Below are 23,852 nucleotides of genomic sequence, written 5' to 3'. Positions count from 1 at the left end.
AGTTACGCCAAGACTGTCAGCCATGCCGAGAGCAGCAACAACAACGCCAGTGCCGTGTTCATCCGCTTGAACGCCCTGGGCGACCCCATCAATCGCGCGCTGCCCACACCCAGCAACGCCCACAACGTCATACATGGCAACGACACCAACAGAAACGCCAGCGACAACACCAGCAGCCGCAGGGTCTTGTCACCACCGCCGACAAACACGCTGACCACGGCCATGGCCATCATCCACACCTTGGGATTGACCAGTTGCAGCATGGCGGCGCCCAGTACGCTGAAACCTTCTTCCTGCGTATCCGTCGGGTCCAGCGACGGCGGCGCACTGCGAAAGATCTGCCACGCCAGCCCGCTCAACCAGAGTACACCGCCCCAGGCCATGGCTTGTTGCACGCGCGGATAGCGCAGCAAGGTTTCGCCGGCACCGAGGCCGACCACCAGCACAATCAGTGCCGCCGCCGCGCAAGAGCCAAAAATGATCGGCAACGTGGCGAGCAGGCCTTGGCGCGAACTGTGGCTCAACACCAGAATATTGGTCGGCCCCGGCGTGATCGAGGCAACGAAAGCAAACAGCAGAAAGGGCAGTAATGACGCCATGATCCGGATTTCCTGAAAATGAAAACAGGCATCCATGATCACCAGTCCGCTTTCGTCAGTCTGGAAGGTTTGAGCAACGCTTGCGGTAGTCGGCGGGGGTGAGTTGGTAGGCTCGGCGGAACCAGCGACCGAGATGACTCTGGTCGGCAAAACCAAGCACGCTGGCGACCTGCGCCGGCGTTTCACCCCGGGCCAGCAACTGCCGCGCCCTGGCCAGGCGCAACTGGATCAGGTACGCGTGCGGCGCCAGACCAAAAGCAGACTTGAAGGCGCGGCTGAGCCGAAAACGGTCTACCCCGCAGACCTGCGCGAGATCATCGAGACCGATATCTTCATAGGTATGCGCGTGCAGATAATCCCGCGCCAGTTGCGCCACCAATGGCAGGCGCGGATCGAAAACCTGGCGCTTGCGCCAGTCGAGATGGCGCGTGAGCGAGCTCAGCAACCCGTCGACGGCGGTCTGCCGGACGATCCGCAGATCGCCATCATGCAGTGCATGGAAGGCTTGACTGATCGCCGTGGCCAGACGCGGGTCCTGACTCAGCGTGTCGGCAAAACCTGGCTGGCTGTCGGCCGGTGCGTCTTCGAACAGCGCATGCAGTTCACGCTCCAGCCAGTGTGGATCGAGGTAGAGCATCGAATAGGTAAACCCTTCCTCGGTCGGCGCTTGCCCATCGTGGATTTCCCCCGGCTCCAGCAGGAACACGTTGCCCGGCGTACTGCGATGGCGTACGCGGCGGCAATTGAATTGCTGCACACCTTGTTCGGTAACGCCGACGAGGAAACTGTCATGCCAGTGCGGATCGTAGGCATGGCCCTCAAAGTGAGCGCGAATCGATTCAATCCCGGTGTCGACATCCTGGGACAGCTCGATCCAGTTGCGTTTATCCACGAAGGCTCCAGAGTTCGCCATTGAAAGGTGCGGCCCCATAAAATACCGCGCAATGCTCGTCGACGTTTAGAAGATTTGTGCAGGTGAGGGGACTAGACTCAGCAGGTTACGACCCCTTTGCCGGCAGGTGGAATGCGATGATTAACCGATGCTCGCTCTGGGGCGTGCTCACCTTGATCGGCCTAAGCCTGGCGCTGACCGCAGGCTGCTCCAGCCGAAAACACTATCCACCGTCGAGTGTGGGCGATGCCTGCTACGCGAAAGCCTTGCCGTCGGTCGGCGAGGGCGGTTTGGCCTGGGGCTCCAGTCTGAACATGGCCCGACAGAAGTCGATGAACAACTGTATTCGTTATGCCGGTCGCTCCGGGGGGACGCCGGATACCTGTCAGGTGGTGTTGGCAAAGTGCCGATAGCTTTCTGTTGACATGGTTGCTTTTGGCAAATATATAGTTGCCTTAAGCAATTAACTGAGCGTTTGCCATGTCCAGCATCGATCTCCTTGAGCAAGCCGACGTCGTGCGCGGCTTCAATCGCTTCTACACCCATCAGATCGGCGTACTGCAGGAGCATCTGCTGCAAAGCGACTACTCGCTGACCGAGTTGCGCATTTTGTATGAGCTGGCCTCGCGCGGTGACCTGACCAGCGCGGATCTGCGCCAGATGCTCGGCCTCGACGCCGGTTATATGAGCCGCATCATCAGCGGTTTCGAGAAGCGCGGGCTGATCCAGAAAGTCCCGTCGTCCACGGATGCCCGCGCTGCGCAATTGCACTTAACCGATCTGGGCCGGGAAATCCTGATTCCGCTGGAAAAGGCCTCTCGCGAGCAAATCGTCGCCATGCTCGAGCGTCTGCCCGAGCCGCAGCAGAAGCAACTGATCGGCGCCATGACGCTGATCCAGAACCTGTTGGAAGGCAGCAAGGACTCGACTTACCTGTTACGCGATCCGCAGCCCGGCGACATGGGCACGGTGATGCAACAGCAAGCCGCGCTGTATAGCCGCGAATACGGCTGGAATTCAGAGTTCGAAACACTGGTGGCCGAGGTGGTCGCCAAGTACCTGCGTGATTACGACCCGACGAGCGAGCGCTGCTGGATTGCGGAAAAGGACGGCAAGGTCATCGGCTCCGTGTTCATCGTCCGCCAGGATGAAACAACCGCCAAACTGCGCATGCTCTACGTCGACGCCAGCGCGCGGGGCTTGGGCATTGGCAGTCGTCTGGTCGAGGAGTGCCTGCGTTTCGCCCGCCAGGTTGGCTACCAGAAAATGACCTTGTGGACGACCAGTAACCTGACCGCTGCGCGCAAGATTTATCAGCAGGCCGGGTTTGAGTTGGTGGAGGAGGAGGCGGTTCACAGCTTTGGCAAGGATCTGCTGAGTCAGACGTGGGCACGGGTGTTGTGATCTGATTTTCATCGGCGGATGCAGTGAAAAGGCAGGCGAAAAAAAACCGCCTTTGCGGGGCGGTTCTTTTGTAAACCTTGGTTTGCGACCGAGGTTTGTTGCTTCACTAGCTGCTTTAACGTTCTCTCATGGTAAGAGCCTTTGTGCCCCCTTGCAAGGTTAAAGTTCGTATGAAACTGGTTGTTTGCGCTATTTCATTTCCAGAAAAAGCTGGCAGAAATAATGGTTAACAAATCAGAAAATTACTTTTCCTGAAAGCCTCTGAATGAAGGTTATGATGCGGGCGCTCACTTGTTCGAGCAGCGGTGAGGCCAGGCTGGTGACTAAACGGTTTCATGCCCTTTGACACGGTTTTGCACCCGTGCCGGAATGATGTTTCGGGGGGATTTCAACCGGCCGCCTCACTAGCTGCTTTAACGTGCAGGCTGAAGGCAAGCATGATCCGGTAAGTTTGCTGGAGGTTTGGCCCCCAGCCCTGGAGGCCAAAACGTATGAAGCTTTTGCTGCGTACGCTGAGCCTTGTATGGAGATTGTTTAAAGCCTTTCGCTTTTACGAGTTCCTGCGAGACCACTTTGACGACCTGAAGTAACGGCCGTTGAGGTGGGAGAAGCCCGTTTCAGTTTCGACTGAAACGGGCTTTTTTTGTTTTATAAAACTGTCACAAATAGGATTTTTTGTTTCGGGTTTTTTTGGCGTGTAGGGCATTTCTTCGGCAAGTGTAGGCGTTGGACAAACCACTCCGTAATCCGCAAAAAATGTTCGATTATCGAGTACACAAACCTTCGTCCAATTGCCCACCCCAACACTCCGGCGTACTGTGAGTGGTGATGCCTGAAACCCCGTGAAACCAAAATAACGACAACAATGAGCAATGCCCCATGGACAGCCATCTGCTGAGCGATCGCAGCAGCGTGTTCCGTCACGCTGACCCTTATGCCGTCTCCGACTACGTCAATCAGCACGTCGGTCAGCACTTCATCGGCCTGTCCAGAACCACCCACCCACAAGCCAGCCTCAACCACCGCAAACTGGCCGACCTCGATCTGGCCCGCATCAGCTATGGCGGCAGCGTACGCGTGACATCGGTGGCCCTGGAGACCGTTTACCATCTGCAAGTGCTGCTGCAAGGCAATTGCCTGTGGCGCGGGCACAAGCGCGAACAGCATCTGGTGCCCGGCGAGTTGCTGTTGATCAACCCGGATGATCCGGTTGATCTGACGTACTCGGAAGACTGCGAGAAATTCATCCTCAAGGTGCCGGTCAGCGTGCTCGAATCAGTGTGCGACGAGCAGCGTTGGCAGCGTCCGGCAAGCGGTGTCCGTTTCCTGCGCAATCACTATCGGCTGGATGAGCTGGAAGGCTTCACCAACCTGCTGGCGATGATCTGTCAGGAAGCCGAGGCCAGCGACCCGTTGCTGCGGGTGCAGGAGCATTACGCGCAGATCATCGGTAGCAAACTGATCTCGCTGATGAACACCAATGTCAGCCGTCAGTGCCTGAGCGCACCGAATGTCAGCTTCGAGCGCATTCTCGATTACATCGAACGCAACCTTAAACTGGATTTGCCCGCCGAACGTCTGGCCGCACAGGCGAGCATGAGCCCGCGTTCGCTGTACAGCTTGTTCGAGCGCCAGCTCAGCATCACGCCGATGCAATACATCCGCCAGCGCAAGCTGGAACGTATCCATGCCTGCCTCAGCGATCCGAGCTGCCCGGTACGTAATCTCACCGAACTGGCCCTGGACTACGGCTTCCTGCACCTCGGCCGTTTCTCCGAAAGCTATCGCCAACAGTTCGGCGAACTGCCATCGCAGACCTTCAAACGCCGCCACTGACACTCCGCACTAAACCCTCTGCGAAACACGCCGAATCATCTGCCGCGCCGTCCTGCACAAAACGGATAGCGATCTGCAGGATTCGGCTATTGCCCCGTGCATCGCCTCCCTAATCTGACCTGGCCTGAACAATAACAATGGAGGCCCCGGCCATGTCCCTGGGAATCGACTACCTCAATGCCATGCTTGAAGAAGACAAGGAGAAGGGCGCCTACCGCTGCAAGCGGGAGATGTTCACTGATCCGCGTCTGTTTGAACTGGAGATGGCGCACATCTTCGAAGGCAACTGGATTTACCTCGCCCACGAAAGCCAACTGCCCAACAACAACGATTTTCTGACCACCACCATGGGGCGCCAGCCGATCTTCATCGCGCGCAACAAGGACGGTGTGCTCAACGCTTTTCTCAACGCCTGCAGCCATCGCGGCGCCATGCTTTGCCGGCACAAGTCCGGCAATCGCTCCGGCTACACCTGCCCGTTTCACGGTTGGACGTTCAACAACAGCGGCAAACTGCTCAAGGTCAAAGACCCGAGCGAAGCCGGTTACCCGCAAGGCTTCAACTGCGAAGGCTCCCATGACCTGACCAAAGTTGCGCGTTTCGAGTCCTATCGCGGCTTTCTGTTCGGCAGCCTCAATGCTGATGTGAAACCCCTCGCTGAGCACTTGGGCGAATCGGCAAAAATCATCGACATGATCGTCGACCAGTCGCCAGAAGGCCTGGAAGTGTTGCGCGGTTCCAGCGCTTACATTTACGAAGGCAACTGGAAACTCACCGCCGAAAACGGTGCTGACGGCTATCACGTCAGCTCGGTGCACTGGAACTACGCCGCCACCCAGAACCAGCGCCAACAGCGCGAAGCGGGTGAAGCGATCAAGACCATGAGCGCCGGCAGCTGGGCGAAGAAGGGCGGCGGTTTTTACTCCTTCGACCACGGCCATCTGCTGCTCTGGACCCGTTGGGCCAACCCCGAAGACCGTCCCGCTTATGAGCGTCGCGACGAACTGGCCCGGGATTTCGGCCAGGCCCGTGCCGACTGGATGATCGAAAACTCGCGCAACCTGTGCCTGTACCCGAACGTGTATCTGATGGATCAGTTCAGTTCACAGATCCGCATCGCCCGGCCGATCTCGGTCGACAAGACCGAAATCACCATTTACTGCATCGCCCCCAAAGGCGAGAGCGCTGAGGCGCGGGCAAAACGCATTCGCCAGTACGAGGATTTTTTCAACGTCAGCGGCATGGCCACGCCGGATGATCTGGAAGAGTTCCGCTCGTGCCAGACCGGTTATGGCGCTGGCCGTGGCTGGAACGACATGTCCCGAGGCGCGACGCATTGGGTTGAAGGAGCCGACGCAGCGGCCGAAGAAATCGATCTCAAACCGTTGCTCTCCGGTATGCGCACCGAGGACGAAGGCCTGTTTGTGCTGCAACACAAGTACTGGCAGGAAACCATGCTCAAGGCCGCTGCCACCGAGCCACAACTGATCCCCGTGGAGGCCGTGTGATGAGCAACCTCTACGACAGCGTGCGCGACTTTCTCTACCGCGAGGCGCGTTATCTCGATGACGGTCAGTGGGATCAATGGCTGGAGCTGTACGCCGCTGACGCGACCTTCTGGATGCCGGCCTGGGACGACAACGACACGCTCACCGAAGACCCGCAAAGCGAAATCTCGCTGATCTGGTACGGCAACCGTGGCGGTCTCGAAGACCGCATCTTCCGGATCAAGACCGAGCGCTCCAGCGCGACCATTCCCGACACCCGCACCTCACACAACCTGAGCAACATCGAGATCGTCGAGCACAGCGAAGGGCAATGCCAAGTGCGTTTCAACTGGCACACCTTGAGCTTTCGCTATCAGGTCACCGACAGCTACTTCGGCAGCAGTTTCTACACCCTCGATCTGTGTGGCGAACAGCCGCTGATCAAGGCCAAGAAAGTCGTGCTGAAAAACGATTACGTCCGTCAGGTCATCGACATCTACCACATCTAGTCGACACGGCGAGGTGCACCATGAGTTTCCAGATTGCGCTTAATTTTGAAGACGGCGTCACCCGTTTCATCGAGGCTGGCGGCCATGAAACTGTGGCCGACGCGGCGTATCGGCAAGGCATCAACATCCCGCTGGACTGCCGTGACGGCGCCTGCGGCACCTGCAAGTGTTTCGCCGAAGCCGGGCGTTACGACATGGGTGACAACTTCATCGAAGACGCCTTGAGCGACGACGAGCTTGCGCAAGGCTATGTGCTGACCTGCCAGATGCGCGCTGAAAGCGATTGTGTGGTGCGAGTGCCGGCCGGCTCGCAGCTATGCAAGACCGAACAAGCGAACTTCCAGGCATCGATCAGCGCTGTCCGGCAGTTGTCCGAAAGCACCATCGCGCTGTCGATCAAGGGCGAGGCGTTGAGCAAACTGGCGTTTCTGCCGGGCCAGTACGTCAATCTGCAAGTGCCCGGCAGCGAGCAGACCCGCGCTTATTCCTTCAGCTCATTGCAGAAGGACGGTGAAGTCAGTTTCCTGATTCGCAACGTGCCCGGTGGCCTGATGAGCAGCTTTCTCACCGGCCTGGCCAAGGCCGGCGACAGCATGAACCTGGCCGGGCCGCTGGGCAGCTTTTACCTGCGCGAAATCAAGCGTCCGCTCTTGTTGCTGGCAGGCGGCACAGGCCTGGCACCGTTCACCGCGATGCTGGAGAGAATCGCCGAGCAGGGCAGTGATCATCCCGTGCATTTGATCTACGGCGTGACCAACGATTTCGACCTGGTCGAAATCGATCGTCTAGAAGCCTTCGCCGCCCGCATTCCCAACTTCAGTTTCGGCGCCTGCGTGGCCAATCCGCAGAGCGCGCACCCGCTCAAGGGCTACGTCACCCAGCACATCGAGCCGCGCCATCTCAATGAGGGCGACGTCGACGTGTACCTCTGCGGCCCGCCGCCGATGGTCGAAGCGGTCAGCCAATACATCCGCGAGCAGGGCATCACCCCGGCGAACTTCTACTACGAAAAATTCGCCGCAGCGGCTGCCTGAAACCCTTCTTTCGAGGTTGTCATGAACAACAGATTCTCCAACAAGGTCGCGCTGGTCACCGGCGCGGCGCAGGGTATCGGCCGCCGCGTCTGCGAACGCCTGTTGAACGAAGGCGCACAAGTCGTCGCCGTCGATCGCTCTGAACTGGTTCACGAACTGCAAGGCGAGGGCGTTCTCGCGTTGACCGCCGACCTTGAGCAATACGCCGATTGCGCGCGGGTCATGGCTGAAGCCATCAACACCTTCGGCCGTCTCGACATCCTGATCAACAACGTCGGCGGCACGATCTGGGCCAAGCCGTTCGAGCACTACGAAGTCGAACAGATTGAAGCGGAAGTGCGCCGCTCGCTGTTTCCGACCCTGTGGTGCTGCCACGCGGCGCTGCCGTACATGCTCAAGCAAGGGCGCGGCGCCATCGTCAACGTTTCATCGATTGCTACCCGCAGCGTCAATCGGGTGCCGTACGGCGCGGCCAAGGGTGGCATCAACGCACTCACAGCATGTCTGGCCTTCGAAAACGCAGAGCGCGGCATTCGCGTCAACGCTACCGCACCGGGTGGCACCGAAGCACCGCCCCGGCGCATCCCGCGCAATGCCGCCGAACCGTCGGCGCAGGAGCAGGCCTGGTATCAGGAAATCGTCGCGCAAACCCTCGACAGCAGCCTGATGAAACGCTACGGCAGCCTCGACGAACAGGTTGGCGCGATCCTCTTTCTGGCTTCCGATGACGCCTCGTACGTCACCGGCGTGACTTTGCCGGTCGGTGGCGGCGACCTCGGTTGATTACTTTTCAAGGGACATTGAAATGCAGCGAATTCTGATTGAAAACCTGACGACCATCATCGTCGACCTGCCGACCATTCGCCCGCACAAACTGGCGATGCACACGATGCAGAAGCAGACTCTGGTGATTCTGCGACTGCGCTGCAGCGATGGTATTGAAGGCATCGGCGAAGCCACCACCATCGGCGGTCTCGCTTATGGATACGAAAGCCCGGAAAGCATCAAAGCCAATATCGACGCACATCTGGCCCCGGCGCTGGTGGGTTTGGACGCCAACAACATCAACGCGGCGATGCAGCGGCTCGACAAGATCGCCAAGGGCAATACTTTCGCCAAGTCCGGCATCGAAAGTGCACTGCTCGATGCGCAAGGCAAGCGCCTCGGTCTGCCGGTCAGCGAGCTGCTCGGCGGCCGCGTGCGTGACAGCCTTGAAGTGGCCTGGACCTTGGCCAGCGGCGACACCGCCCGCGACATCGCCGAAGCCGAGCAGATGCTCGAAGCACGTCGCCATCGCATCTTCAAATTGAAGATCGGCGCCAACCCGCTAGAGCAGGACATCAAGCACGTGGTGGCGATCAAAAAAGCCTTGGGCGAACGCGCCAGTGTGCGGGTTGACGTTAACCAGTATTGGGATGAATCCCAGGCGATTCGCGGCTGTCAGGTACTGGGTGATAACGGTATCGACCTGATTGAACAGCCGATTTCGCGGGTCAACCGCTCCGGGCAGATTCGCCTGAACCAGCGCAGCCCGGCACCGATCATGGCCGATGAATCGATCGAAAGCGTCGAGGATGCTTTCAGTCTCGCCGCTGACGGCGCTGCCAGTGTATTCGCCCTGAAAATCGCCAAGAACGGTGGCCCGCGTGCCGTGTTGCGCACCGCACAAATCGCCGAGGCAGCGGGCATCGCGCTGTACGGCGGCACCATGCTTGAAGGCTCCGTCGGCACGCTGGCCTCGGCGCACGCCTTCCTCACACTCAAGCAACTGACCTGGGACACCGAACTGTTCGGCCCGTTGTTGCTGACCGAAGACATCGTCACCGAAACGCCGCAGTACCGCGATTTTCACCTGCACATCCCGCGAACTCCAGGCCTGGGCCTGACGCTGGACGAAGAGCGTCTGGCGCGTTTTCGTCGCCACTGAATCAGGAGAACCAGCATGCTGTTCCACGTAAAAATGACCGTGAAATTGCCCGTCGACATGGACCCGTCATTGGCCACCCGGCTCAAGTCTGACGAGAAGGAACTGGCCCAACGGCTGCAACGCGAAGGCATATGGCGGCACCTGTGGCGCATCGCCGGGCACTACGCCAATTACAGCGTGTTCGATGTGCCGAGCGTCGAGACGCTGCACGACACGCTGATGCGCTTGCCGCTGTTTCCCTACATGGACATCGAGGTCGACGGCCTGTGCCGGCATCCGTCGTCGATCCATTCCGATGATCGCTAATTCTGAGCTCGCCGCATTTCCCTTGTGGGAGCGAGCTTGCTCGCGAAAGCGGTGAGCCAGTCGCCATAGATGCTGAATGACACAACGCATTCGCGAGCAAGCTCGCTCCCACAGGGGAAGTGCGCTGAGTAAGAGAACTGCGCCGAAAAACAACAAGATGAGGTAACCACCATGACCGTGAAAATTGCCCACACCGCCGAGCTGCAAGCCTTCTTCAAAGAAGCCGCCGGTTTCGCCAACGACGAGGGTAATTCCCGTCTTAAAACCATCGTCCTGCGCATCTTGCAAGACAGCGCGAAAATCATCGAAGACCTCGAAATCAGCGAGGACGAGTTCTGGAAAGCGGTCGACTACCTCAACCGTTTGGGCGCGCGTTCCGAAGCCGGACTGCTGGTCGCCGGCCTTGGCATGGAGCACTTCCTCGACCTGTTGCAGGACGCCAAGGATGCACAGATCGGCTTGACCGGCGGCACGCCACGCACCATCGAAGGCCCGCTGTACGTTGCCGGCGCGCCCCTGTGCGAAGGTGAATGCCGAATGGATGACGGCAGCGAAGAGGGCGTCGCCACCGTCATGCACCTTGAAGGCCAGGTATTCGATCTTCACGGCCAACCATTGGCCGGTGCTACCGTTGACCTGTGGCACGCCAACACCAAGGGCACCTATTCGTTTTTCGACTCGAGCCAGTCCGAGTACAACCTGCGTCGACGCATCATTACCGACGCCGACGGCCGCTACCGCGCTCGCAGCATCGTGCCGTCCGGCTATGGCTGCGACCCGCAGGGGCCGACCCAGGAATGCCTGAACCAGCTCGGGCGCCATGGCCAGCGTCCGGCACATGTGCACTTTTTCATCAGCGCGCCGGGGCATCGGCACCTGACGACGCAGATCAATCTGTCGGGTGATCAATACCTGTGGGATGACTTCGCCTATGCGACCCGTGAAGGCTTGGTCGGGGAGGTGGTGTTCCGTGAGGACGCAGCGTTGGGGCGTTATGCCGAACTGAAGTTCGACTTCCAGTTGCAACCGGCGCCGGAGGCCAGTGCCGAACAACGCAGTCAGCGGCCGCGTGCGTTGCAGGACGCTTGATACCGAGTCGTCTGGTTCCCTCACCCTAACCCTCTCCCAGAGGGAGAGGGGACTGACCGGGGGGATCTTGAGTGCTACGCCGACCTGAACGATATTTGCCGAATCCAACCCGGTTGTTCAGGTCGATGTATACCGCAAGACAACTCGGTCAGCTCCCTCCGGGAGAGTGTTGGGAGGGTACTGACCGAGGCGATATTTAGTGCTACGCCGACCTGAACAGTTTGTGCCGAATCCATAATCGACTCGGTCGTTCAGGTCGATGTATCGCGATATACACCTCGGTCGACTCCCTCTCCCTCCGGGAGAGGGCTGGGGTGAGGGGAAATCAGGCCTAAGGTAATGCGAAAAAGATATTGGCTCAGCGTTTTTAAGATCGTTTAGTTTTGTCTCAACGACGAATCAAAACGCATCAAACCGATAGACCCCCGATTGCCATGACGGCACACGCTGAATCGATCACAGGTTCTTCAGGTTTGATTCACACGGGAGTGAATCATGCCGCATACCCTCGACATCACCGCATTACCGACGCTGGACCTGTCGCAGTTCGAAGGCACAGCGCAACAGCGCTACGAATTTCTTGAAGACCTGCGCCACGCCGCCCGCGACGTTGGCTTCTTTTACCTGACCGGCCACGGTATCGACAGCGACTTGCTCAAGCAGGTGCAGACCCACGCCCGCCAGTTTTTCGCCTTGCCCGACAGCGAGAAAACCGCCGTCGGCATGATCAATTCACCGCACTTTCGCGGTTACAACCGTGCCGCTTCGGAGATCACCCGTGGCCAGCCCGATCTGCGTGAGCAGTTCGATCTGGGCGCCGAGCGTGAGGCGTTGCCATTGACGGCGGACAGCCCGTTCTGGGCGCGGCTGCAAGGTCCCAACCAATGGCCGGCGGCACTGCCGGAACTGAAACCTTTGCTGCTGGAATGGCAGGAGGCGATGACGCGGATGTCGTTGCGCCTGCTGCGCGCGTTCGCTCAGGCGTTGTCGCTGCGCGCCGATGCGTTCGATCAACTCTACGGCGACAAGCCCAACGAACATATCAAGTTGATGCGTTATCCCGGCCAGTCCAGCGAGTCGAGCCATCAAGGCGTCGGCGCACACAAGGATTCCGGGTTCCTCAGCTTCCTCCTGCAAGACCAACAGGCCGGACTGCAAGTCGAAATCGAAGACGGCCGCTGGATCGACGCGTTGCCGCGTGAAAACACCCTGGTGGTGAACATCGGCGAACTGCTCGAACTGGCCAGCAACGGTTATCTGCGGGCCACGGTGCATCGCGTAGTTTCACCTCCGGCGGGTAGCGAACGCCTGTCCATCGCCTTCTTCCTCGGTGCGCAACTCGACGCCGTGGTGCCGTTGTATCCGCTGCCCACCGCACTGTTGCGCGAGGCGCGCGGGCCGGCGAGTGATCCGCTCAATCCGCTGTTTCGCGATGTCGGCTGGAACTACCTCAAGGGTCGTTTGCGCTCGCATCCCGATGTCGCGCAACGCTTCTACGCCGATGCGTTGCTGCCACCACCGCCCGTTCGTAAATCCGCCTGACTCATCACTCGCTCAAGGACTCCGCACATGATCAAGAAAGCAGGTTTGACCCTGGCCGTGCTCGGCGCGCTGGTAACGTCGTTCGGTGCGCAGGCGTTGGAGCCATTGCGCGTCGCCGCTGACCCGGTGCCCCACGCGCAGATTCTGGCGTACATCCAGAAAATCGATCCGCAGCTGAATCTCAAAGTCATCGAGATCCCCAACGGCGTGAACTCCAACGAACTGTTGGTGCATGGTGACGTCGACGCCAATTACTTTCAGCACCTGCCGTACCTGAAATCCCAGGAAAAGGCTCTCGGCGAAAAACTCGCGGTGGCGGCCACGGTGCATATCGAACCCTTGGGCATCTACTCGCATCGCCATAAAAGCTTCGCCGATGTACCGGTAAAAGGCACCGTCGCCGTGCCCAATAACGTGACCAACCTGAGCCGCGCGCTGTACCTGTTGCAGGACAACGGCCTGATCAAACTCAAACCCGGCTTCAACGATCCGGCGGCTGATCAGGCAACGCCCAAGGACATCGCCGAGAACCCGAAACAGCTGAAGATCCTGGAAATCGAATCACCGCAGATTCCGCGCTCGCTGGACGACGTCGATCTGGCCGTGATCAACGGCAACTATGCGCTCGACGCAGGTTTGGTGCCGGCCAAGGATGCCTTGGGTCTGGAGAAAGCCGAGCACAATCCTTACGCCAATATTCTGGTGACCACGCCCAAGCTGGAACACGACCCGCGTATCGCGCAACTGGCCAAGGACCTGACGTCGCCCGAGGTCGCCAAATACATCACCGATAACTTCGCCGGTTCAGTGATTCCGGTGGCGGGCAGCAAGCCATGATCGCCGTCGAGCAGTTGAGCAAGACTTACCCGTCGGCCGCGCAGCCGGCACTCGATCAGGTCTCGCTGAGCATTCCCGACGGCGCGGTCTTCGGGATTCTCGGGCGCAGCGGGGCGGGCAAGTCGACGCTGCTGCGCTGCCTCAATCTGCTCGAACGACCGGACAGCGGCCGAATCCTGATCGACGGTGTAGATCTGCTGACGCTGCCCAACAGTGACTTGCGCAAACAACGCCAGCGCATCGGCATGATCTTCCAGGGCTTCAACCTGCTGCATTCGCGCACGGTATTCGACAACATTGCGGTGCCGCTGGAGATCGCGAATGTCGGCAAACCGTGGCGCCATGTGCGGGTGCGCGAACTGTTGGAGCTGGTCGGCTTGAGTGACAAGGCGCAGGCCTTTCCCTCGCAATTGTCCGGCGGCCAGAAACAGCGCGTCGGCATCGCCCGCGCCCTCGCCGCAGAGCCGGCGTACCTGCTTTCGGACGAGGCCACCAGTGCGCTCGACCCGGAAACCACCGAATCGATCCTCGAACTGCTGCGCGACATCAATCGGCAACTGGGCGTGACCATCGTACTGATCACCCATGAACTGGAGGTGGTCAAGTCGATCTGCGATCACGCCGCGTTCATGGCCAACGGACGTCTGGTCGAAGCCGGGCCGGTGCCACGGCTGCTGGCCGATGCGCAATCCCAGCTGGGCGCTTCGCTGCGGCCGACCTGCGGCTTGCAACTGGGTCACGCTGAGCCGGGCCTGAGTTTTCTCAAGCAATACGGCGTACGGGCGGCGCACTCATGAACCGCACGGTCAATTGGGGTGAAATCCTGCAACTGCTGTTCAACGCCACCGGTGAAACCCTGTACATGGTCTTGCTCGCGGGGCTGTTCACGCTGCTGATCGGCTTACCGCTGGGCGTGTTGCTGTTCATCAGTCGTCGCGACGGGCTGTTGCCGTTGCCACGCTTGAATGCCGCGCTGGGTAGTGTGGTCAACCTCGGCCGTTCACTGCCATTCGTGGTGATGCTGATCGCCCTGATTCCGCTGACACGGCTGCTGGTCGGCACAACGCTGGGCAGCACCGCCGCCGTGGTGCCAATCACCATCGGCGCATTTCCGTTCTTCGCGCGCATCGTTGAAAACGCCTTGGATGAAGTCGACAAGGGTCGCATCGAAGCGATCCTCGCCATGGGCGGCGACATCGGCCATGTGATCTTCAAAGTGTTGTTGCCCGAAGCGCTGCCGGCGTTGCTGGCCGGGATCACCTTGACGCTGGTGATGCTGATCGGTTTTTCCTCGATGGCAGGGGTGATCGGCGGTGGCGGGCTCGGTGATCTGGCGATCCGTTACGGCTATCAGCGATTCAACAATGAAGTGATGGTGGCCACGGTGGTGGTGTTGGTGATCCTCGTTCAGGGCGTGCAAAGCCTGGGCGATCGGTTGGTTCGTTCGCTGGCGCATCGCCGCTAAGGAATTGTATGAGTGTGCCGGTCGCTGTCGTCCGCGAGCCGCTGATTCGTGTACGTCAGTTGAGCAAAATATTTGGCGCGAGTCGGGCACTGGACCGGGTCAGCCTGGAGATTTATCCCGCCGAAGTGGTGGCGCTGCTCGGTGCCAATGGCGCGGGCAAGTCGACCCTGGTGAAGATCTTGGCGGGCAGCCAGACTGCCGACGCTGGCGAGATCCGGCTGGAGGGCGCGCCACGCCATTTCAGCTCGCCGCTGTCGGCGCGTCGCTTCGGTATTGTCGCGGTACACCAGCAGATCAACGAGGGCATCGCACCGGGTTTGAGCGTCGCGGAAAACCTCCTGCTCGATGAACTGTGCAAGCCAGACGCAGACTTCTGGCTCAATCGCCAACGCCTGCTGGAGCGCGCCGCAAGCATTGCCGCCGGGCTGGGTTTGACCTTGCCGCTGGAGCAGCCAATCGAGCATCTCGGGCAGGCCGAACGGCAGTTGGTGGTGCTCGCCCGGGCCTTGGCGTTGCAACCGCGCCTGCTGATTCTCGATGAGCCGACGGCCGCGCTCTCCGATGCCGAGGCGCAGCGTTTGTTTGGCTTGATCGACACCTTGCGCAGTCGCGGCGTGGCGATTCTGTACATCTCCCATCGACTCTCCGACCTGCAAAGGGTGGCAGATCGCGCCATCGTCCTGCGCGATGGCCAGTTCGCGGGCGAGTTCACGGCGCGGCAATTACCCGAAGCGGTGAGCGCCATGCTCGGGCAGGCGCTGGCCGAGCATGTTTATCAGCCGTGCGTGGCCGGGCGCGAAGTGTTGAAACTCAACGCCATGCAAATTCTGCCGCGATCCGCCGCGTTCGATCTGAGCCTGCACGAGAACGAAGTGGTGGTTCTCACCGGGCTGTTGGGCGCCGGCAAAAGTGAAATCGCCGAGGTGCTGTTCGGCTTGCGTAAAGCGGCCTCGGGCAGCGTGCAACTGGATGGCACTGACTGGCGGGCGGACTCTCCGCGCCAAGCCATTCAAAGCGGAATTTTCTTCGCGGCCGAAGATCGCGCCAGTCAGTCGCTGGTACCTGATTTCTCTTTGCGTCGCACCCTGACGTTGCCGTTTCTTGAACGCTTTACCCGTGGCGGTTTCATCCGCAACCGCGCCGAAGCGGTAGCGGTCGAGGCACAAGTGGCGGCGCTGGGGATCAAGACTGCCGGTATCGATGTGCCGATGACTGCGTTGTCGGGCGGCAATCAACAGAAAGTCGTGCTTGGCCGCTGGCTGCTCGGCGAAGGGCGGGTATTGATCCTTGATGAACCGTTTCAAGGCGTCGACGTGCGCGCCCGCCGCGATATCGGCCAACTGCTGCGTGACAGCGCCAAGGACCGTGCAACGCTGGTGATTTGCGCCGACGTCGATGAAGCCCTGGAAATTGCCGACCGCATTCTGCTGGTGCGCGATCACGCGGTGGTCGCCGAGTACCCGCGTGCCGGCCTCAATCGTGTTGATCTGGTCGCCGCACTGGCTGGCAGCGACGTGACCGAACATTCCCCTCAAGCCACGCCAAGGAGCAGAGCGAGTGCCTGATTCAAGTTCACTGTTATCGACCGAACCGGCACGCGCCGAACGTCTGCTGCACGTATTGATCCGCTACGGCCTGCTGTGGCTGCTGGCGCTGATCGTGGTGTTTTTCAGTGTGGCCGAGCCGGCATTTCTGCGCGTCGGCAACCTGTTCAGCATCCTGCAATCGGTGTCGATTGTCGCGCTGCTGGCGCTGGGTGTGACGCTGACCATGGCCGTCGGCGGCCTCGATCTGTCGATTGGCGCGGTGGCGGCGATGAGCCTGATGATCGCCAGTTACGTGATGGTCGTGCTCGGTTGGGGCGCGGTGCCGGCGGTGTTGATCAGTCTCGCGGGTGGGGCGCTGGTCGGCCTGCTCAACGGCTGGCTGATCGTCAAATTACGGGTGCCGGACATTCTCGCGACGCTGGGCAGCATGTTTCTGGTGATTGGCGTGCAGCTAATACCCACTGGCGGGCGCTCGATTGCGGTGGGCATGACCTTGCCCAGCGGTGAGGAAACCGAAGGTACGTTCAGTGCCGCGTTTCTGGCGCTGGGGCGTGGGCGGTTGTGGGAGGTGGTACCGATTCCGGTGTTGATCACGGCGGTGGTAGCGGTAGCGGTGTGGTTGTTTCTCGAACGCACGCGCATTGGTCGTTTGTTCTATGCCATTGGCGGCAACGAGCAAGCGGCGCGCTTGGCCGGTGCGCCGGTGCAGCGCTTCAAGTTATTGGCTTACGTGCTCTCGGCGTTGCTCGCATCGCTTGGCGGATTGTTGCTCGCAGCGCGCCTGGGTCGCGGCGACGTCAGTTCGGGCAACGGTCTGGTGCTGGATGCCCTCGGCGCGGCGCTGATCGGTTTTGCCGTACTCGGCGCGAAGAAGCCCAACGCCTTCGGCACCTTGGTTGGCGCGCTGCTGGTGGCGGCGTTGCTCAACGGTCTGACCATGCTCAACGCGCCATATTACGCGCAGGATTTCGTCAAGGGACTGGTGCTGGTACTGGCCCTGATGTTCACGTTCGGCCTCGCGCATCGGGCGCGTTGAGCCGCTTTATGCAAGGAAGTTGTATGCACGGTTCAATCACTCAGTTCGCCCGTCATTGCCTCGCCGGTGCGTTATTTTCGGCGATGGCACTGAGCGCTCAGGCCAAAGCCTTGCCCGGCGCGCCGGCGCCGTTCGATAAAGGTCAGGTGCAGATCGCATTGGTCGGTTATTTGTTCTCTGGGGACTTCCCCGAGGCGTACTTGCGTGGCGTGGAAAAACAGACCGAAGCGCTGGGGGCCAACCTGCGGGTATTCGATGCCCGACAGCAGGCGGCGAGTCAGGGCGAGATGATCGAGCAGGCGATCGATCTCGGCGTCGATGGCATCATCGTTCAGCTCGGCCTGGCCGAAACCCTGAAAGCGCCGATTGACCGGGCCATCGCCAAGGGCATCAAGGTCGTCGCTTTTGACGTCGATCTGAACACCCCGCAAGTGACCCAGGTCGAGCAGGATCACCATGCGCTGGCGCGTCTGGCGCTGGATCAGGCCATCAAGGACAACGGCACGCAGTTCGATGCCGGCTACGTGTACATCAGCGGTTTTACGCCGATGGAGCGCCGCGACGAGATCTGGAGTCAGGTCAAGAAAGCCAATCCGGGGATCGTCGAGAAGGCACGCTTTGGCACGCTGAATCCGCCGATTGCCAACTCGGTGGCGGATCAGGCCAGCGCCGTGCTTCGAGCCAATCCAGGCATCAGCGTGATCTTTGCACCGTTCGATGAGTTCGCCAAAGGTGCGAAAATTGCCGTCGATGAGGCAGGGCTGACCAGCAAGGTGAAGATATACAGCGCCGATATTTCCACCGCCGATATTCAGATCATGAAAGAGCCGGACAGCGCCTGGGCGGCGACGGCGGCGGTCAATCCGCAAGTGGCCGGGGCAATCAGTGTGCGCAGTCTGGCGATGTTGATTGCCGGGGACAATCCGGGGCATCAGGTGCTGGTGCCGCCGACGCTGATCACCCGTCAGCAGTTGCTGGATCTGGACGTGAAAAACGTTCGAGATCTGGCGCAGAAGCTTCCGAGCTTTGGTGATACCGCGAATGTCGCACGCGCGCCGTGGATTCCGGTGGCTAACTAGAACATTTGCCACGACATCGCCCATGTGGGAGCGAGCTTGCTCGCGAAGAGGCCCGTTCAGTCGATATCTCTGTTGACTGACCCATCGCTTTCGCGAGCAAGCTCGCTCCCACAGGGGTAACGCGTAGTTGCGCAAACTGAGGGAGTTCTGGAGCTTACATGCACAACAAAGCTGACCGCCTACGCAAAAGCCGTTCCCCGAAAACCGATCCGGCGCTTGGTAAACGACTGCCCCCAGGCCAGGTGCTGACGGAGCGTTTTCCAATCCTCCACGAAGGCGAAGTACCGGAATATGCCCTCGCCAACTGGTCGCTGCGCCTGTTCGGCACACTCGCACGGCCAATCGAATTACGTTACGCCGATCTGCAGGCGCTGCCGCAACGACAACTGCGCTGTGACATCCATTGCGTGACGCGCTGGTCGAAGTTCGATACCGAGTGGAGCGGGGTGCATCTGCAGGATCTGTTGCAGGCGTTCGATATCCAACCGACGTCGGAGTTCGTCATGGCCCACGCCGACCACGATTACCAAACCAACTTGCGACTTGATGATCTGTTGCACCCCGACAGTCTGTTGGCCACCCATTACGCCGGCCAGCCGTTGACCGCGCAACATGGCTGGCCGCTACGGCTGGTGGTGGCGGGGCGGTATTTCTGGAAGAGCGCGAAGTGGCTGCGCGGGATTGAGTTTGTTGAACAGGAACAGCCGGGTTTCTGGGAGCAGAACGGCTTTCATCTGCACGCCGATCCGTTTGCCGAACAGCGATTCAGTGGTGATGAACTGGATATTGCCGAGGATGCCTGGCTGGAAAGAGAGTTCGACTAAGTCTCCAGAACGCAGCCTGTTCAAACATTGGAATACGATCAACCTGTGGGAGCGAGCTTGCTCGCGAAGGGGCCTTTTCAGTGACCTATTCGTTGACTGATCTACCGCATTCGCGAGCAAGCTCGCTCCCACAGGGGGATGTGTTTGCATAGCTATTTAGTTGTTGATTAGTTGGTTCTGGTGTTGGCTCAGCAACACTTCTGTTGAACTAATAACACTCCTTTAGAGCGATCTAACCTAAGCGTTATTGGTTCTTTTGCGATCGACGGCAGCTCGTCTAGCATCGGCTTTCAAGGGGAAACGTCTCACGCTGGGGAAACTGCAACTCACCGTAAAAAAGCCTTCACTGCCTTCCAGAAATCCAAAACTACAGCAGACATTGCCGCGCATTGCTTGCCGAACTTTATTGTCGGCAGCGGCCGGGTATTAACTGCGATTCAAGGAGCTGTTATATGCATTACCGTTCCCGTTCATTACTGGCGGCTGCCGTTGTGTCCGCTATCTGGCAACTTCCGGCCAACGCAGAAGAAACTTCCGCCAGCGCCGACAGCGAATCGCGACTTGGCACTGTACTGGTTACCGGTACCCGCGGCACTTCACGCACGGTGCTTGACTCGCCGGTGCCGGTCGACGTACTCACCGCCGAAGACCTCAAATCCGCCGGCGCCGCTGATGGCGAGTTGGGCGCGGCGTTGCAGACGTTGCTGCCATCCTTCAGCCTGCCACGCCAATCCAACTCCGGCGGCGCCGACCATGTGCGCGCGGCGCAACTGCGCGGCATGAGCCCGGATCAGGTGCTGGTGCTGGTCAATGGCAAGCGTCGCCATACGTCAGCGGTGGTCAACGACTCGTCGAAGATCGGGCGCGGTACCGCACCGGTCGACTTCAACTCGATCCCGCTCAGCGCGATCAAACGCATCGAAGTGCTACGCGATGGCGCCGGCGCGCAGTACGGCTCCGACGCGATTGCCGGGGTGATCAACATCATCCTCGACGACGCCCCAGAGGGCGGCGAAGTGTCGACCAGTTATGGCGCTTATCACACTCATCAGGACGCCATCGGCAAGACCACCACCGACGGCCAGAACAGCGTGACCACCGCGAAGATCGGCACGCGTTTGGGCGAGGAGGGCGGGTTTATCCGTGGCGGCACCGAATACAAGGATCGCAACCCGACCAACCGCGCCGGTTTCGACGGTTTTGCCGACAGCCCTGGCCAGCGCAACTATGTGATGGGCGACGGCGTCGCGCGCGACGTCAATCTCTGGTTCAACAGCGAACTGCCGCTGACCGGCGGCAAAGCTTACAGTTTCGGCACCTACAACCAGCGCCACACCACCGGCGCCGAGTTCTATCGCTACCCGTATGAACAGCCGCAGTTCTACCCCAACGGCTACTTGCCGCAATCGCTCGGCGACAACAAGGACATCTCCGCCACCGCCGGTTTCAAAGGCCTGCTCGGAGACGAGTGGGATTTCGACAGCAGCATCACCCACGGTCGCAACCGTTTCGAGGGCTCGACCCGGCGCACGCTGAACGTCAGCCTCGGCGAAGACTCACCCACGAAGTTCGACACCGGCGATTACGAGCTGCGCCAGACCACCACCAACCTCGACTTCAGCCGTGAACTGCGTCTTGGCGAGCGCTCCTTTGTATTGGCGGTTGGCGGCGAATACCGCTACGAAAACTACCTGACCTATGCCGGTGACGAGGCCTCCTACATCGGCTCCGGAGCCGACGGCGCCAACGGCCTGCGGCCAAGCGAAGAATCGGATCTGGATCGCAATGTGTTCGGCACTTACGCCGAGTTGTCCGGCGATCTCACCGACCGCTTCTTTGTCGACGCCGCTACCCGCTGGGAGCATTACGACGATGCCGGCAGCAAACTCACCGGCAAACTCAGCGGTCGCTACAAGCTCACCGAGCAATGGGCCTTGCGCGGTGCGGTCTCGAACAACTTCCGCGCACCGTCGCTGGCCCAAAGCGGCTTCCAGAACACCACCAGCAACTTCGGCGACGGCGGCACCCTGACCGACATCCGTGTGCTCTCGGTCAACGATCCGATCGCCCGTGCGCTGGGTGCCGAGAAGCTTGATCCGGAAACCTCGAAGAACTTCAGCCTCGGCCTGACCTTTCAATTGAATGAACGCTTCGATGCCTCGCTGGACGTGTTCCGCATCGACGTCAAGGATCGCATCACCCTGTCGCAACGCATCGGCAGCGATGCCCTGGAAAACTACATCAACGACAACTTCGGCGTCGCCGGTGTGCACGACGTCAACTTCTTCACCAACGCTGCCGACACCAGCACCCACGGCGCCGAACTGGTGCTCAACTATCACCAGCCGTTCTACGAAGGGCAACTGGGCCTGACCACCGCGTACACCTACAACCACACCAAAGTCACCAGCACCAAAGGCACACCGTCGCAACTGACAGCGTTGGGCATCGGCAACGACGCGCTCGTTGGTGTCGAAGAAACCAACACCCTGACCGATGCCGCGCCGAAAGATCGCTTCATCTTTTCCGCCAACTGGGCCAGCGAACACTGGGGCTTGCTCGGACGCTTGACGCGCCAGGGCGAGACCACCCGGGTGTTCGATTTCGGCGACTCGCAGCCCGAGCAAACCTACGGCGCGGTGTGGCAACTCGACGCCGAAGTGGCCTACAAATTCACCCCGAAATTCAACATTGCCGTGGGCGGCAACAACCTCACCGACAACTACCCGGAACGTTCCGGTTCGGCGATCAACTACGGCGGCAACCTGCCGTACGACGTACTGTCGCCAATCGGCACCAACGGCGCCTATTACTACGCCCGCGCCACCTATGGTTTCTAACGCGGGACCGGGGCGGCATCTGCCGGTGTTTCAGGCGTTGCTGATCACGCTGGGCATGGTGATCACCACCGACATCCTGAAAACCGCGCCGACCGTGGCCCTCAATGTCGGGCCGGAGCATTTCTACCTGGTGTGGGTGCTGGGCGGCGTCGCCTCAATGATCGGAGCGCTGTGTTTTGCCGAGATGGCCACGGCGTTTCCGCATCCGGGCGGCGACTATCACTTTCTGCGTACCGCGTATGGCGAGCGCATGGGATTCCTGTTCGCCTGGTCGCGGTTTTCGGTGATGCACACCGGGTGGATAGCGTTGTCGGCGTTCATGTTTGCCGATTATGTCGATGCGGTGGTGCCGCTGGGTCAGTACGGTTCGGGGCTGTTTGCCGGGGCGGTGATAGCCGCGTTGGTGCTGCTTAATCTGACGGGCAAACACATTGGTTTTATCACCCAGACCTTGTTGGTGGGGTTGTTGGCGCTGGGCTTTTTGAGCATTGCCAGTGCCGGCGTTTTTTTGGCCTGGCAAGGTATCGAAGCGCCTGCGCCGGGTCTCTCGCCCGTCGCGGAAAACACCGGTATGACCGGGTTTTCGGCGGCGATGATTTTCGTCTTTCTGGCGTTCGGCGGCTGGAGCGATGCGGCGACATTATCGGCGGAAGTGCGTGATGGCCGGCGGGGGATTTTCATTGCCATGCTCGGTGCGCTGAGCGTATTGATGGCGATCTATCTGGCGCTGAACTGGGCGTTCGTTGTGGGCCTCGGATTTTCGGGACTGGCCGCCAGCAATGCCCCGGCAGTGGAGTTATTGAGCCGCGCATTCGGTGCACCGGGTGTCCTGCTGATTTTGCTGATGGTTGGCATCGCCGCGATCGCGACCATCAATTCGACCCTGTTGGTCGGCGCCCGCACCACTTACGCGGCTGCGCGTGATGTGCCGCAACTGCGCAGTTTCGGCGCTTGGGACGATCGGCATGGCGTGCCGCGCAAAGCGTTGCTGGCGGAAGGCGCAGTGGCGTTGTTGCTGGTGCTGTTCGGCAGTTTTACCCAAAGCGGCTTCAACACCATGGTCGAGTACCTGACCCCGGTTTATTGGCTGTTTCTGAGTTTGAGCAGCGTGGCGCTGATCATTCTGCGACGGCGTTTTCCTGAGGTGCCGAGGCCGGTGAAGGTGCCGTTGTATCCGCTGTTACCGCTGCTGTTTTTCGGGTTGTGCCTGTACATGCTGTATTCCAGCGTGACGGTGGTGGGGTTTGGGGCGTTTTTGGGGATTGCGGTGTTGCTGGTTGGTGCCGTGCTATTGGCCGGGTTGAGCCGTTTAAAAGCGAACCCTCACCCCAGCCCTCTCCCGGAGGGAGAGGGGGCCGACCGAGGTGTCTTGCGTGATACATCGACCTGAAAGAACGAGTCGATTATGGATTCAGAGAAGCAAATACAGGTCGGCGTACGTCTCCAATATCCCCGGATCGGTTCCCTCTCCCTCGGGGAGAGGGCTAGGGTTGATCTGGCTTAATGATTCTGGACACCCCTAAAGGGCGTTAATCTACGCCCAACGACGAGGTGTGATTTGACCAGACGATATTTTTCGACAGATTTCAAACGGGATGC

At 60.0% G+C, this 23,852-nt stretch carries 22 protein-coding genes; 20 read left to right on the top strand and 2 right to left on the bottom strand.

Annotated elements, in window-relative coordinates; all coding sequences use genetic code 11:
• Positions 1-2: 2 nt before the first annotated feature.
• Together GTU76_RS29100 and GTU76_RS29095 are read right to left on the bottom strand one after the other, a co-directional pair.
• A complete protein-coding gene (locus GTU76_RS29100; RefSeq protein WP_180700203.1) occupies positions 3-599 on the bottom strand; it encodes a LysE family translocator in 597 nt (198 codons plus the stop codon).
• A gap of 55 nt (positions 600-654) precedes the next feature.
• Positions 655-1,491, bottom strand: coding sequence for an AraC family ligand binding domain-containing protein (locus tag GTU76_RS29095; RefSeq protein ID WP_180700202.1), 837 nt, complete (start codon positions 1,489-1,491; stop codon positions 655-657).
• Between the two features lie 137 nt (positions 1,492-1,628).
• Between GTU76_RS29095 and GTU76_RS29090 the strand changes: the two genes are divergently transcribed.
• The 20 genes from GTU76_RS29090 (at position 1,629) to GTU76_RS28995 (ending at position 23,643) form a co-directional block, all read left to right on the top strand.
• A complete protein-coding gene (locus tag GTU76_RS29090) occupies positions 1,629-1,904 on the top strand; it encodes a hypothetical protein (protein ID WP_180700201.1) in 276 nt (91 codons plus the stop codon).
• 67 nt (positions 1,905-1,971) lie between these two features.
• A complete protein-coding gene (locus tag GTU76_RS29085) occupies positions 1,972-2,895 on the top strand; it encodes a bifunctional helix-turn-helix transcriptional regulator/GNAT family N-acetyltransferase (RefSeq protein WP_180700200.1) in 924 nt (307 codons plus the stop codon).
• 879 nt (positions 2,896-3,774) lie between these two features.
• Positions 3,775-4,731, top strand: a complete 957-nt coding sequence (locus GTU76_RS29080; RefSeq protein ID WP_180700199.1) for an AraC family transcriptional regulator — start codon at positions 3,775-3,777, stop codon at positions 4,729-4,731.
• A 152-nt stretch (positions 4,732-4,883) separates the two neighbouring features.
• Positions 4,884-6,239, top strand: coding sequence for a benzoate 1,2-dioxygenase large subunit (gene benA, locus GTU76_RS29075; RefSeq protein WP_180700198.1), 1,356 nt, complete (start codon positions 4,884-4,886; stop codon positions 6,237-6,239).
• Positions 6,239-6,727: a benzoate 1,2-dioxygenase small subunit gene (gene benB, locus GTU76_RS29070; RefSeq protein ID WP_180700197.1), complete on the top strand. Its 489-nt coding sequence runs from the start codon at positions 6,239-6,241 to the stop codon at positions 6,725-6,727. Before benA ends, benB begins: the two co-directional genes overlap by 1 nt.
• A gap of 20 nt (positions 6,728-6,747) precedes the next feature.
• Complete coding sequence (gene benC, locus GTU76_RS29065) at positions 6,748-7,761, top strand: benzoate 1,2-dioxygenase electron transfer component BenC (RefSeq protein WP_180700196.1); 1,014 nt, start codon at positions 6,748-6,750, stop codon at positions 7,759-7,761.
• Positions 7,762-7,782: 21 nt separating this feature from the next.
• Complete coding sequence (locus GTU76_RS29060) at positions 7,783-8,544, top strand: 1,6-dihydroxycyclohexa-2,4-diene-1-carboxylate dehydrogenase (RefSeq protein WP_180700195.1); 762 nt, start codon at positions 7,783-7,785, stop codon at positions 8,542-8,544.
• A gap of 22 nt (positions 8,545-8,566) precedes the next feature.
• Positions 8,567-9,688 (top strand): muconate cycloisomerase family protein, encoded by a 1,122-nt coding sequence (locus tag GTU76_RS29055; RefSeq protein ID WP_180700194.1) that lies wholly within the window; start codon positions 8,567-8,569, stop codon positions 9,686-9,688.
• A gap of 15 nt (positions 9,689-9,703) precedes the next feature.
• The gene (gene catC / locus GTU76_RS29050) at positions 9,704-9,994 is read left to right on the top strand and encodes a muconolactone Delta-isomerase (protein WP_016987724.1); all 291 of its coding nucleotides are present in this window, start codon (positions 9,704-9,706) and stop codon (positions 9,992-9,994) included.
• Between the two features lie 171 nt (positions 9,995-10,165).
• Positions 10,166-11,083: a catechol 1,2-dioxygenase gene (catA, locus tag GTU76_RS29045; RefSeq protein WP_180700193.1), complete on the top strand. Its 918-nt coding sequence runs from the start codon at positions 10,166-10,168 to the stop codon at positions 11,081-11,083.
• 495 nt (positions 11,084-11,578) lie between these two features.
• Entirely contained in the window at positions 11,579-12,625 is a 1,047-nt protein-coding gene (locus GTU76_RS29040; RefSeq protein ID WP_180700192.1) for an isopenicillin N synthase family dioxygenase, read from the top strand.
• Between the two features lie 27 nt (positions 12,626-12,652).
• On the top strand, positions 12,653-13,462 hold the full coding sequence (locus GTU76_RS29035; protein WP_175554085.1) for a MetQ/NlpA family ABC transporter substrate-binding protein: 810 nt from the start codon (positions 12,653-12,655) through the stop codon (positions 13,460-13,462).
• A complete protein-coding gene (locus GTU76_RS29030; RefSeq protein WP_016987728.1) occupies positions 13,459-14,259 on the top strand; it encodes a methionine ABC transporter ATP-binding protein in 801 nt (266 codons plus the stop codon). The genes GTU76_RS29035 and GTU76_RS29030 overlap by 4 nt, the downstream gene beginning before the upstream one ends.
• Positions 14,256-14,927 (top strand): methionine ABC transporter permease, encoded by a 672-nt coding sequence (locus tag GTU76_RS29025; protein ID WP_016987729.1) that lies wholly within the window; start codon positions 14,256-14,258, stop codon positions 14,925-14,927. Before GTU76_RS29030 ends, GTU76_RS29025 begins: the two co-directional genes overlap by 4 nt.
• 8 nt (positions 14,928-14,935) lie before the next feature.
• Complete coding sequence (locus tag GTU76_RS29020) at positions 14,936-16,492, top strand: sugar ABC transporter ATP-binding protein (protein ID WP_180700191.1); 1,557 nt, start codon at positions 14,936-14,938, stop codon at positions 16,490-16,492.
• Positions 16,485-17,510: an ABC transporter permease gene (locus tag GTU76_RS29015; protein ID WP_150750967.1), complete on the top strand. Its 1,026-nt coding sequence runs from the start codon at positions 16,485-16,487 to the stop codon at positions 17,508-17,510. Before GTU76_RS29020 ends, GTU76_RS29015 begins: the two co-directional genes overlap by 8 nt.
• A gap of 23 nt (positions 17,511-17,533) precedes the next feature.
• A complete protein-coding gene (locus GTU76_RS29010) occupies positions 17,534-18,589 on the top strand; it encodes a substrate-binding domain-containing protein (protein ID WP_180700190.1) in 1,056 nt (351 codons plus the stop codon).
• Between the two features lie 158 nt (positions 18,590-18,747).
• Complete coding sequence (locus GTU76_RS29005; RefSeq protein ID WP_180700189.1) at positions 18,748-19,413, top strand: sulfite oxidase-like oxidoreductase; 666 nt, start codon at positions 18,748-18,750, stop codon at positions 19,411-19,413.
• A gap of 452 nt (positions 19,414-19,865) precedes the next feature.
• Positions 19,866-22,253 carry a TonB-dependent receptor plug domain-containing protein gene (locus GTU76_RS29000; protein ID WP_180700188.1) on the top strand — a complete coding sequence of 796 codons (2,388 nt, stop codon included), beginning with the start codon at positions 19,866-19,868 and terminating at the stop codon, positions 22,251-22,253.
• Complete coding sequence (locus tag GTU76_RS28995; RefSeq protein ID WP_180700187.1) at positions 22,243-23,643, top strand: APC family permease; 1,401 nt, start codon at positions 22,243-22,245, stop codon at positions 23,641-23,643. Before GTU76_RS29000 ends, GTU76_RS28995 begins: the two co-directional genes overlap by 11 nt.
• Positions 23,644-23,852: the final 209 nt, after the last annotated feature.

This window comes from Pseudomonas crudilactis (assembly GCF_013433315.1).
GTDB lineage: Bacteria > Pseudomonadota > Gammaproteobacteria > Pseudomonadales > Pseudomonadaceae > Aquipseudomonas > Aquipseudomonas crudilactis.
This window is presented reverse-complemented; position numbering and strand designations above follow the sequence as displayed.

Coding starts and splice junctions, on each gene's coding strand:
- benB (WP_180700197.1), top strand. CDS start 6,239: ATGAGCAACCTCTACGACAGCGTGCGCGACTTTCTCTACCGCGAGGCG.
- GTU76_RS29100 (WP_180700203.1), bottom strand. CDS start 599: ATGGCGTCATTACTGCCCTTTCTGCTGTTTGCTTTCGTTGCCTCGATC.
- GTU76_RS29010 (WP_180700190.1), top strand. CDS start 17,534: ATGCACGGTTCAATCACTCAGTTCGCCCGTCATTGCCTCGCCGGTGCG.
- GTU76_RS29090 (WP_180700201.1), top strand. CDS start 1,629: ATGATTAACCGATGCTCGCTCTGGGGCGTGCTCACCTTGATCGGCCTA.
- GTU76_RS29055 (WP_180700194.1), top strand. CDS start 8,567: ATGCAGCGAATTCTGATTGAAAACCTGACGACCATCATCGTCGACCTG.
- GTU76_RS29025 (WP_016987729.1), top strand. CDS start 14,256: ATGAACCGCACGGTCAATTGGGGTGAAATCCTGCAACTGCTGTTCAAC.
- GTU76_RS29080 (WP_180700199.1), top strand. CDS start 3,775: ATGGACAGCCATCTGCTGAGCGATCGCAGCAGCGTGTTCCGTCACGCT.
- catA (WP_180700193.1), top strand. CDS start 10,166: ATGACCGTGAAAATTGCCCACACCGCCGAGCTGCAAGCCTTCTTCAAA.
- GTU76_RS29000 (WP_180700188.1), top strand. CDS start 19,866: ATGCATTACCGTTCCCGTTCATTACTGGCGGCTGCCGTTGTGTCCGCT.
- GTU76_RS29030 (WP_016987728.1), top strand. CDS start 13,459: ATGATCGCCGTCGAGCAGTTGAGCAAGACTTACCCGTCGGCCGCGCAG.
- benC (WP_180700196.1), top strand. CDS start 6,748: ATGAGTTTCCAGATTGCGCTTAATTTTGAAGACGGCGTCACCCGTTTC.
- GTU76_RS29085 (WP_180700200.1), top strand. CDS start 1,972: ATGTCCAGCATCGATCTCCTTGAGCAAGCCGACGTCGTGCGCGGCTTC.
- GTU76_RS29005 (WP_180700189.1), top strand. CDS start 18,748: ATGCACAACAAAGCTGACCGCCTACGCAAAAGCCGTTCCCCGAAAACC.
- GTU76_RS29040 (WP_180700192.1), top strand. CDS start 11,579: ATGCCGCATACCCTCGACATCACCGCATTACCGACGCTGGACCTGTCG.
- GTU76_RS29060 (WP_180700195.1), top strand. CDS start 7,783: ATGAACAACAGATTCTCCAACAAGGTCGCGCTGGTCACCGGCGCGGCG.
- GTU76_RS29035 (WP_175554085.1), top strand. CDS start 12,653: ATGATCAAGAAAGCAGGTTTGACCCTGGCCGTGCTCGGCGCGCTGGTA.
- benA (WP_180700198.1), top strand. CDS start 4,884: ATGTCCCTGGGAATCGACTACCTCAATGCCATGCTTGAAGAAGACAAG.
- GTU76_RS29020 (WP_180700191.1), top strand. CDS start 14,936: ATGAGTGTGCCGGTCGCTGTCGTCCGCGAGCCGCTGATTCGTGTACGT.
- catC (WP_016987724.1), top strand. CDS start 9,704: ATGCTGTTCCACGTAAAAATGACCGTGAAATTGCCCGTCGACATGGAC.
- GTU76_RS28995 (WP_180700187.1), top strand. CDS start 22,243: ATGGTTTCTAACGCGGGACCGGGGCGGCATCTGCCGGTGTTTCAGGCG.